We start from the raw sequence: 9,866 nt of genomic DNA, 5'->3' as shown, positions 1-9,866 counted from the left end.
GGACGCGGTGCCGCGGCCGCCGCATGCCTCAGTGTCCGCTCAGCGTCCACGCGGTGTCCGCTTCGCGCCGCGGCGCATCCTGATCGCGACGACGCCGGCCGCCGCGCACAAGATGCACGTCACCGTCAACGGCGCCGCCGCGGCCACGCCGGTCGCCGCGAGCGCGGGCTTCGGCTGCGTATCCCTCCCCTTCGGCTGTTCGCGGGCGCCCGCCGGCGGCTGTTCGACGACCTCGACGACCTCGCCGGGCGCCCCGATCTCGTGCGTCGCGAGGACGTCGCCGTCGCGGCTGAGCAACGTCGCCTTCCAGTACACGAGGCCGGCCGTCGGCGAGCGCGTCTCCTCGCTCGTCACCTGTTGCGACGTCAGCGTCGGGTCGAGCGGATGGCGGCCGCCGGAGAGCAGCAGCCGGTTCGTCCCCGGCCTTGTCCCCTCGCCGACGGCCTCGTAGGCCTCGAAGACTACGACGGCGCCGTCGGGAACCGGCCCCTGCACGCTCGCCACGTCATGGAACGGTTCGTCGACCTTGACCTTCGCATGGTCGACCTGCGTCGTCAGCGTCGGGGTCACGACCGGTTCCTCGGTCACATGCACGCGCTCCCAACCGTCCGCGTACGAGCTCGACGCCGGCGCGACGCGGTCGTCGCCGGCGAAGCTCCAGACGAAGACGTACCATCCGGGTGCGTCGGCGACGATCTCGACCGGTTCGCCGTGGGCGTCCGGCGCGCCTCCGCCGACGCGCAGCTCGCCGTTGACGGCCGCGTAGTCCCAGACGCCGATGAGGCGGTGGTGGTCGTCGGGTTGCGGCTGTCCGTCCCCTTCGGGGCGCCATGCGGCGTCATCGCCGTCGCCGCCGGCCCACCATACGCCCACCTGCGCGTGTTCCTCGTCGGCGCCGACGCCGATGGCCTCGTCGCCTTTCCACTGCCCGTGGTCGTCCGGGAATCCGGAGACCCAGATCGTGTCCATGAGCTGCGAGCCGACGTGGGCCGTGTGTTCGTGCGCCTCGGAGCGCACCTCGACGGTGTCGCGACGGGTGACGTTCGTCTCGGCGCCGTCGACGATCGCCGTGACGATGTCCTGCGCGAGGTAGTCGCCCATCGATCCACGCTGCCGGTCGCGCCTGGCCGCCCACAGCCATGTGCCGAAGCCGCTTGCGGCCGTCGCATGGTAGTCGCCGTCCCCGTCGCGCGCGACGGCCGTCCGTTCGCCGCCGGGCGCGTCGAAGACGAGTTGCGCGGTCGCGACGGGGCGATGGCCGATCGCCGCCGCGACGCGTTCGACGAAGTCGTCGGCGCGCTCGCCGTCCCGCCGGTCGATGCGGCGCCGGACTGCGTCGGCGCCGAGGCCGTCGAAGTACCAGCCGTCGACGGTGAGCGTCTCGCCGCGCGGCCACACGTCGTCGGGGCCGGCCATGCCGACGGCGACGGCGTCGGTGACGCGCTCGCCGGTCTGGACGACCTTCGGCGTCGTGACGGTGCGGATCGTCGGCGTGAAGGTCTTCTTCGCCGGGAAGCGGATCTCGTCGAAGGCCTTCGCCTGCCCTCCGCCGACGCGCACGAGGCGCTGCGACGACGTGATGACGTCGACCGACGGCACGACGGCCGCGCCGGAGACGCGCACATCGCCGTCTCCGGTCGACGTCCATGGGACGACGGCGGCCTTGGCGCCGGAGACGGCACGCCAGGTCCGCGTGCCGTCGGGGAAGACGGCCGGGCCGTCGAGCGTCAACGTGTAGGCGATGCCGGGGACCGGCGCACCGCGCGCGTTGTCGATCGAGACGGTCACGGCGCCGTTGCGGCGTCCCTCGTCATAGGACAGCGTCGTGGCGAGACTCGTCGGCGTGGCGGCGTCGGCTTCGGCGAGCAATGCGTCGACGCGCTCGACGATCTGCGGATACCACTGCCTGAGCCGTGCGCGCGCCGACGGCCACCCATGCGATCCGGTGCTCGTATCGAAGAAATCGTGCAGGATGACGGCGATCGCCGCATGCGTGACGTCCTCCTTGACCTCGCGGTGCGGGTACCGGCTGATGAGCACGGCCGCCCTGCGCGCGTTGATCGAATCCTGCATCGTCGTCGCCGCGCCGACCGTGTAGTTCGTGTTCTTGTCCTGCTGGATGCAGTAGTAGTCGAGGCCCGCGCCGTCATGGCCCACCGGGCCGATCTCATAGGCGATGCCCTCGTTGAGATACGAGAAGTTGTAGGGCGTCGCGGGCGTGAGCCTCTCGCCCTCGGCCGCCGCGGCGCCCGCCGCGGCGCCGAAGATCGTCGCGACCGCCGCCGCGGCCGCGGCCACCTTGCGCCGGATCGATGTGGATCGCGTCATTGCAGTTCCTTTCGTTTGGGTTGCGTCCCGGCCGCCGCCGTTGCGACGGCTGGCTCGACCTTGGCATCGGCGCCGGCGCCGGCGCAAACGCATACGGGCCATGTGACCGGAAGACGGGCTCGGCGGCCATTTGTGGACGGCACGGCCGGGTATCCACATCGGGGGTCGTCCACAGGCCGTCCACACCGGTGCACGGGGGCGCGGATCCATCCACATATCCACATCGCCTCCCGCACGGTTTGACAAAACGACGAGATTGTGCTTCGGAACGCCGTGTGGCACCGTGTTTCATCGATGTGTCCAGATCCGCCCCGTGTTCACAGCATGCCCATACAATGAGGGGCATGAGAGAAGCACAACACACTCAGGACACAGCAACCAGCACGACCAGCCGCACGCGCAAGCCGCGCGCGGCGAAGAAGCAGCCGCAGTTCACGGGGGATGCGCCTGCGCTGCCGATCGCGGCCAAGGAACCCGGACAGTTCGGCCGCATCGCGATCATGAACATCACCCCTTCGAGCGCCGACGGCGCCTTCACGCCGCGCGTCGAGCTCGGCGAGCCGTTCACGGTGACGGCCCGCGTCTTCATGGAGGGAACCGGCCATGTCGGCGCCACCGGCGTCCTCAAGAGCCAGCGCGGACGCATCATGGCGCGCAAGCCGATGACGCCCGTCAACGCCGCCCTCGAATCGTACGCCGCCACGTTGCAGGCAGGCGAGCACGCCGACGTCGCGCCGTGGGACGAGGCCTTCGCCGAGACGGCCAAGCAGCTCGGCAACTGGAAGTTCGCCGTCGAGGGCTGGGCCGACACCTTCGCCGACTGGCTGCAACGCGCCGACGAGGAACCCGCCTCGGACCTCCTCGCGCAGCAGGGCTCCGAGATCCTCAGCCGCTGGGCCGGCACGCGCGACGCCGCCCTCGACGCGCAGCAGCGCAGGATGCTGCGCGACACCGCCAAGGAGATGCTCGACGAGACCGTCGACGCCGCCGACCGCATCGCGATCGCGCACGCCGACGAAATCCTCGCGCTGCATCGGACGAACCCGCTGCGCGACGGCCTGACCGCGAGCGCCGACCGTCCGCTGCGCGTCGAACGCCCGAAGTCGAGCTTCAGCGCCTGGTACCAGTTCTTCCCGCGCTCCGAAGGCGCCGTGCGCAACGAGGACGGCACCGTCACGCCGGGCGACCTGCAGACGGCGGTGAAGGGCCTCGAACGCGCGAAGCAGGAGGGATTCGGCATCGTCTGCCTGCCGCAGATCCTGCCGACCGACGCCTCCGGCGCCGTCACCGACCACACGTCGGTCGACCCGGCGCTCGGCACCGTCGACGACCTGCGCGCCTTCATCGGACGCGCCCACGGACTCGGCCTCGAGGTCGCGCTCGACTTCACGCTCTCCTTCGCCGCCGACCATGCGTGGAGGACCGCGCAGCCGCAGTGGTTCCGCGCCGACGGCACGATCGACTACGACAACGACTTCGCCGGCATCGAGAAGGCCGTCGCGCAGGCGCTCGACGGCTGGATCGACCTGGGCGTCACCGCCTTCCGCGCCGGCGCGCCCGGGGACACGCCGCTGCGCCTGTGGCAGGACGTCATCGCCGAGGTCGTGAAGGCGCATCCGCAGGTGCTGTTCCTCGCCGAGGACGGCGACCGGCCGTCGATGACGCGCGCGCTCGCATGCGCCGGATTCACGCAGTCCTACGGCACCTTCGCATGGCGCAACACGAAGGAGGAGGTCGACGGGTTCCTGACGGCCACGAACTCGGACGCCGCGTTCTGGCAGCACAACGCCTTCTGGCCGACGACGCCGGATTCGCTGAGCAACTACCTGCGCGACAACGACATCGCCGGCTATGCGGTGCGCGCCGTGCTCGCCGCGATGGGTTCGCCGACGTGGGGCGTGTGCAGCGGCTACGAGCTCGTCGAGAACACGCAGCGCGCGGGCTCGGAGCAGCCGGCCGTCAGCGAGCGAGACGAGGCCCTTGTGCGCGACTGGGGCACAAGCGACGACTACGGCATCGCCGAGCTCGTCGCCTCCCTCAACACGATCCGCCTCGCGCATCCGGCGGCACGCAGCTACCACAACCTCACGGTGCTGCCGAGCGCGAACCCGAGCGTCCTCGCCTTCGCGCGCCATACGCCGGCCGCATGCACCGGCACCGGCAAGCCGGACACGCTCATCGTCGTCGTCAACCTCGACGGCTACCACGAGCAGCAGTCGAACATCCACGTCGACCTCGACGCGCTCGGACTGCCGACCGACGGCACGTACCGCGTCAGGGACGAGCTGACCGGCCGCGAATTCGACTGGAGCTGGGACAACTTCGTCGCGCTCGCCCCGTGGGCGGACGTCGCGCACATCCTCAGCGTCGAATACTGAGCGCCGGCTCGGCGTACAGGCGCCTGATACGGACGAAGGCGGGGATGGCGTGCCGACGCCCTCCCCGCCTTCGCATGCCGGCGAACGGCCGGCGCGTCCGGGCGGCTGTTCGTGCACGGCGTGCGCGCACCGCCGCCCGGACGCGCGCGGTGTATGGTGGTAGCGGGTTTCAACACTCACCAACCAAGGAGAACTACCATGGCAGAAACTTTCAACGTCGTTGTGGAGATCCCGCGCGGATCGAAGAACAAGTACGAGGTCGACCAGGCCTCGGGCCGCGTCTTCCTCGACCGCACGCTGTTCACGGCGATGGGCTATCCGGATGACTACGGCTACATCGACGGCACGCTCGGCGAGGACGGCGATCCGCTCGACGCGCTCGTCATGATCCCGGATTCGGTGTTCCCGGGCTGCATCATCGAGTGCCGCGCCGTCGGCCTCTACCACATGGTGGACGAAGAGGGCGGCGACGACAAGGTGCTGTGCGTGCCGGACGACGTGCGCTACGAGGGCATCAAGGACATCTCCGACGTCTCCGAGTTCCACAAGGCCGAGATCAAGCACTTCTTCGAGCAGTACAAGGCGCTCGAGCCGGGCAAGGAGGTCATGCCGGGCGACTACTGGGCGGACGCCGCCACCGCGGACAAGGAGATCAAGGCCGCGCGCGAACGCCTCGCCGCCAAGGAGCAGGCCGAGCACGACGCCGACCTCGACGACTGACCCGCGCAGGCCGCGCCCCGCGTACGGCCATGCGATGCGATCATGAAAAGGTGAACCCCCGCCGTCATGGCGGGGGTTCATCGTTCCTATTCTAGAGAGAGCGACGGCGCCCTGTCCGCCATCACACGAGCAACAGTACCAACACCGCGATACCAACTGCGGCGCCGGTGAGCATCACCGGCATCATCCCCATCCCGACCCACGGCGAGCGCGCGGTCGCGAGCGGACGCGCGTCACGCGTCCACAGGCACGACACGGCCCCGAGCGCGAGCGCGACGACGGCCACGGCGGCGAGCGCCACGGCGCGCGCGGCCGGATGCACGCCTCCGGCGCGCATCAGCATCGGCAGGAAGCACCAGCCGGCCGCGGCGATGCAGCACACGCCGTCCATGACCATATGCGACATCTGCACGATCATGTCCGTGCGCGGGTTGCGTGCCATCTGACGGGCGAAGGACACGACGAGCAACGCGACGAGCAGCGTCGCGCAGCCGGCGAGCCACGCCGACACGGACAGGTAGACCGAGCCCTCGACGACGTCGGGGTGCACGCCGAAGACGAGTTCACCGAGGAACGGCGTCGCCGCGCAGATCATCGAGCAGAAACCGAGCACGCACGCCGTGATGCGGCCGGGCAGGCCGTCGCGCAGCGGCGTGAAGAACTCGGAGAGCATGATGAGGATGCCGACCGCGAACAGCAGCAGCGAGTAGACGGCGCCCCCGACGTTCGCGCTGCCGGGCAGGCAGGCGACCGACACGAGGACGACGTACGCGGCCATCTGCACGAGCAGCGGCCGGATCACGGACCGGGACGGCCGCGGCAGCGGCGCATCGCCCCGCAGGGCGTCGGCGTTCTTCACATCGGTCATGGCATTCACCTCGGGTCGTCTCGTCCGCGCGCCGCGCCCGCGTCGGCGCGCCGGGCTCGCATCTGTCTTCGATCGATGACCAATCTAGTCGCCGCCGCGCACATTCTCGACGCGCATGCCGGCGGCTGCGCCCGTAGCATGCGCCCGCGCGCGCAATCGCGGGCCGCTCTCATGCTGGAACGCTTCACCCGTTGGTACCGTGCCTGCCGTTACAATGTGAGGCAGCGCGCCGAATGGGCACGACCGCATGAGACCATCCGAAATAAGGGGCATATTGTGACGGATCTGACACTGATGACCTTCTCGCACGATCCGGCTTCCGTATTGCCCTCACTCGCGCTGCTCTCCCACCGTGTGCGCGTGCTGCCGATGGACGCCGCGAGCCTCGTCAAGATGCCGGAGAACACGATCCTGTTCCTCGACGGGCGCGACGACCTCGCCACCGCGAAGACGCTGTGCCGTCTCATCCACGCCTCGGGGCTGTCGACGCCGATCGTCCTGATCCTCACCGAGGGCGGCTTCACCGTCATCAACGCCGAATGGGGTGTCACCGACGTCGTCGTCGCCACCGCGTCGCCCGCCGAGGTCGAGGGGCGCCTGCGGCTCGTCTCCGAACGCGGCGCCGCGACCGTCGTCGCCGCCGGCGCCGCGCCGGCGAACGATGAGCAGGAGGACGGCCTGATCCGTTCCGGCGACCTCGTCGTCGACACGAACGGATACACGGCGAACCTGCGCGGCATCCCGATCGACCTCGCCTACAAGGAGTTCGAGCTGCTCAAGTACCTCGTGCAGCATCCGGGGCGCGTGTTCACGCGCGCGCAGCTGCTGCAGGAGGTGTGGGGCTACGACTACTACGGCGGCACGCGCACCGTCGACGTGCACATCCGCCGCCTGCGCGCGAAGCTCGGCGGCGAATACGAACACGTCATCGGCACCGTGCGCAACGTCGGCTACCGCTTCGACCCGCCCGAGGAGGACGAGGAACGCGCGCAGGCGCAGGAGGCGGCCGGCCACGGGACGACGCCGCGGCACTGACGCGGGCCTGCGTGGCCGTCCGCGGCGCGGGTAGGCTCGAAGGATGTCGGCGCCGCATCCGGCGGCGCGACGGACGGGAGGTGCGACGATGGCCGCGAAACGGGAATCGAAACGGGCGCGCGCCGCGCGCATGCGCCGCGAATACGATCGGCTGCGCGAGTTCATCCCGGTCACGAAATGCCAGCTCGACTACCGTACGCCCTTCGAACTGATCGTCGCGACGGTGCTCAGCGCGCAGACGACAGACCGACGCGTCAACGGCGTCACGCCGGAGCTGTTCGCGCGCTATCCGGACGCCGACGCGCTCGCGCGGGCGGACATCGCCGACGTCGAATCGATCATCCGCACGCTGGGCTTCTACCGGATGAAAAGCAAGCACGTCATCGAGCTCGCGCAGGCGCTCGCGACGCGCTTCGCAGGCGCCGTGCCACAGACGATGGAGGAACTGACGTCGCTGCCCGGCGTCGGCCGCAAGACCGCGAACGTCGTGCTCGGCAACGCGTTCCGCATTCCGGGCTTCCCGGTGGACACGCACGTCATCCGCGTCACCGGGCGCCTCGGCTGGCGCGACGCCGACGAAACCGACCCCGAGGACATCGAACGCGACGTGACCGCCGTGTTCCCGCCCGGGGAATGGACCGACCTGTCGCACCGCCTCATCATCTTCGGGCGCACCGTGTGCACGGCGCGCGCGCCGCAGTGCGCGTGGTGCCCGCTCAACGACTCATGCCCGAGCGCCGGCGACTTCCTCGACCTCCCGTCGGCGCGCACCGGCACCAGACGTCCGGCGAAGCGCAGGACGACGGCGCACAGGACGACGAAGACGGCGAAATCAAAGAGGACGACGACGAAATCGGCGAAGCCGCCACGGACATCGACGTCCCGGTCGCGCGAGGCCGCCGCGGACGACGCCGGCCCACGGTAGTCGTCTGCCGGTATACTGCACAGTCATGCACACCCGGGAATCACGCGGCGCGCGCGTCGCACCATGGATCGTGTTCGCCGCGATCATCGCCGTCGCGGCCATCGTCGCGGCGTTCCTGTTCATGCGCGGACGCGACGGCGGCGCGCCATGGGGCGGCGGGGGCTCAAGCGAGCTCACGGTCGGCCTGACCGACCAGCCGACGTCGCTCGACATCCGCACGAACGACGAGCGCGGCGTCGAGCAGGCGCTCGTCGGCAACGTCTACGAGACGCTGCTGACGCGAGGCGACGACGCCTCGGTCGCCGCGAACCTCGTCGCGCGCTGGGTGCCGTCGGCCGACGGCCTGCACTACTCGTTCATCCTGCGCGACGGGCTGACCTTCGCCGACGGCAGCGCGCTCGACGCGAGCGCCGTCGTCGCGTCGCTGCAGCGGACGATCACCGACCGCCACGTCGGCTACGAGGAGCTCGGCGACGTCGCCACCGTGCGCAACACAAGCGACTCGCAGTTCACGATCGATCTGCACAGGCCGAATCCGCGGCTGCTGTGGGCGCTCACCGGCCGCGCCGGCATCGTCGTCAACGTCGCGGCCGCCGAACGCGCCGGCGACGACTACGCGCGCCGCACCTACGGTTCGGGCCCCTTCGACGTCGCGGGCAGCGACGGCTCGTCGATCACGCTCACACGCAACGACCGTTATTGGGGGCGCAAGGCGTCGACCTCGCGCATCCGCCTGGCCTACTACAAGGACGAGGCGGCGCTCGCCGACGCCGCCGAGGCCGGCTCGCTCGACGTGGCGCTGCCGCGCGATGCGGCGACGACGCAGCGGCTCGCGAAGCACGACGGGCTGCGCGTCGACGACGGGCTGGGGATGCGCCAGACGATGCTCGCGCTCAACAACGCGCAGGAGAGCCCGTTCTCGGACGTGCAGGTGCGCCAGCTCACGCGCTACGCGATCGACGCGGCCGGCATCGCGAAGACGCAGCCGGAGTCGGCGGCGCAGCTGTCGGGGCCGATCGGACGCCTGCAGCCGGGCTACGTCGACCTCGACGACCTGTTCCCCTACGACGAGGCGAAGGCCGCGTCGATGCGCGCCTACTTCCCCTACGTCTACTTCCATGAGTTCACCGTGCTCACCGACGAGACGCACCGCGCGGTCGCCGAACGGATCACGGCCACGTTCAACGACGTGCTGTCGATGCCGGCGACGCTCGAGGTCGTCGACGCGGATGAACTGGCGAAGCGCGTCTCCGACGGCGACTACGACTGCGCGCTCGTCACGCTCGAGGGCGTCGACGACTACCGCCGCTTCGTCGACGGCTCGCCGATGTTCCATTATCAGAACGGCGAGGCGCAACGCGTCTACGAGGACGCGCTCGCCAGGACCGACTACAAGGACTACCGCGAACGCATGCGCGACTTCGACCGCATCGTCAGCCAGGACGCGGCGAGCGCGTGGCTGTATGAGAACAAGGACTTCGTCGTCGCGAAGAGCTCGGTCGACGGCGTCGACGCCGAGAATTCGTCATGGCGGCTGCGGCTCGCCGACCTCGCGACGCGCCGCTGAAAACGCCGGATGCATGCGCCGTTGCGCACATCGCGAAACGTGCGC

6 protein-coding genes and 1 pseudogene are annotated in these 9,866 nt (G+C 70.1%); 5 read left to right on the top strand and 2 right to left on the bottom strand.

The window, feature by feature from the left end; translation table 11 throughout:
• Window positions 1-39: 39 nt before the first annotated feature.
• Window positions 40-2,328 carry a peptidase gene (locus B1400_RS02845; protein WP_095612952.1) on the bottom strand — a complete coding sequence of 763 codons (2,289 nt, stop codon included), beginning with the start codon at window positions 2,326-2,328 and terminating at the stop codon, window positions 40-42.
• A gap of 344 nt (window positions 2,329-2,672) precedes the next feature.
• On the opposite strand from B1400_RS02845, the gene B1400_RS02840 reads away from it, so the two are divergent.
• Together B1400_RS02840 and B1400_RS02835 are read left to right on the top strand one after the other, a co-directional pair.
• A complete protein-coding gene (locus tag B1400_RS02840) occupies window positions 2,673-4,706 on the top strand; it encodes a maltotransferase domain-containing protein (protein WP_235607288.1) in 2,034 nt (677 codons plus the stop codon).
• 198 nt (window positions 4,707-4,904) lie between these two features.
• Window positions 4,905-5,426, top strand: coding sequence for an inorganic diphosphatase (locus tag B1400_RS02835; RefSeq protein ID WP_095612950.1), 522 nt, complete (start codon window positions 4,905-4,907; stop codon window positions 5,424-5,426).
• Between the two features lie 121 nt (window positions 5,427-5,547).
• Here the strand turns inward: B1400_RS02835 and B1400_RS02830 are convergent, their stop codons facing one another.
• Entirely contained in the window at window positions 5,548-6,294 is a 747-nt protein-coding gene (locus B1400_RS02830; RefSeq protein WP_095612949.1) for a transporter, read from the bottom strand.
• 276 nt (window positions 6,295-6,570) lie between these two features.
• On the opposite strand from B1400_RS02830, the gene B1400_RS02825 reads away from it, so the two are divergent.
• The 3 genes and pseudogenes from B1400_RS02825 (at window position 6,571) to B1400_RS02815 (ending at window position 9,821) form a co-directional block, all read left to right on the top strand.
• Complete coding sequence (locus B1400_RS02825) at window positions 6,571-7,329, top strand: winged helix-turn-helix transcriptional regulator (RefSeq protein ID WP_095612948.1); 759 nt, start codon at window positions 6,571-6,573, stop codon at window positions 7,327-7,329.
• Between the two features lie 88 nt (window positions 7,330-7,417).
• A pseudogene (nth, locus tag B1400_RS02820) lies at window positions 7,418-8,068 on the top strand (endonuclease III); the annotation flags it as partial.
• Between the two features lie 211 nt (window positions 8,069-8,279).
• Window positions 8,280-9,821: an ABC transporter substrate-binding protein gene (locus tag B1400_RS02815; RefSeq protein WP_095612946.1), complete on the top strand. Its 1,542-nt coding sequence runs from the start codon at window positions 8,280-8,282 to the stop codon at window positions 9,819-9,821.
• The last annotated feature ends 45 nt before the right edge of the window (window positions 9,822-9,866 follow it).

This window comes from Bifidobacterium italicum (assembly GCF_002286915.1).
GTDB classification, from domain to species: Bacteria; Actinomycetota; Actinomycetes; order Actinomycetales; family Bifidobacteriaceae; genus Bifidobacterium; species Bifidobacterium italicum.
The sequence above is the reverse complement of the archived record's forward strand: the minus strand, read 5'-3'. Positions and strand labels throughout refer to the sequence as shown.

Excerpts from the sequence above, each read along its gene's own strand:
- B1400_RS02815 (WP_095612946.1), top strand. The coding sequence starts at position 8,280 with ATGCACACCCGGGAATCACGCGGCGCGCGCGTCGCACCATGGATCGTG.
- B1400_RS02835 (WP_095612950.1), top strand. The coding sequence starts at position 4,905 with ATGGCAGAAACTTTCAACGTCGTTGTGGAGATCCCGCGCGGATCGAAG.
- B1400_RS02840 (WP_235607288.1), top strand. The coding sequence starts at position 2,673 with ATGAGAGAAGCACAACACACTCAGGACACAGCAACCAGCACGACCAGC.
- B1400_RS02845 (WP_095612952.1), bottom strand. The coding sequence starts at position 2,328 with ATGACGCGATCCACATCGATCCGGCGCAAGGTGGCCGCGGCCGCGGCG.
- B1400_RS02830 (WP_095612949.1), bottom strand. The coding sequence starts at position 6,294 with ATGACCGATGTGAAGAACGCCGACGCCCTGCGGGGCGATGCGCCGCTG.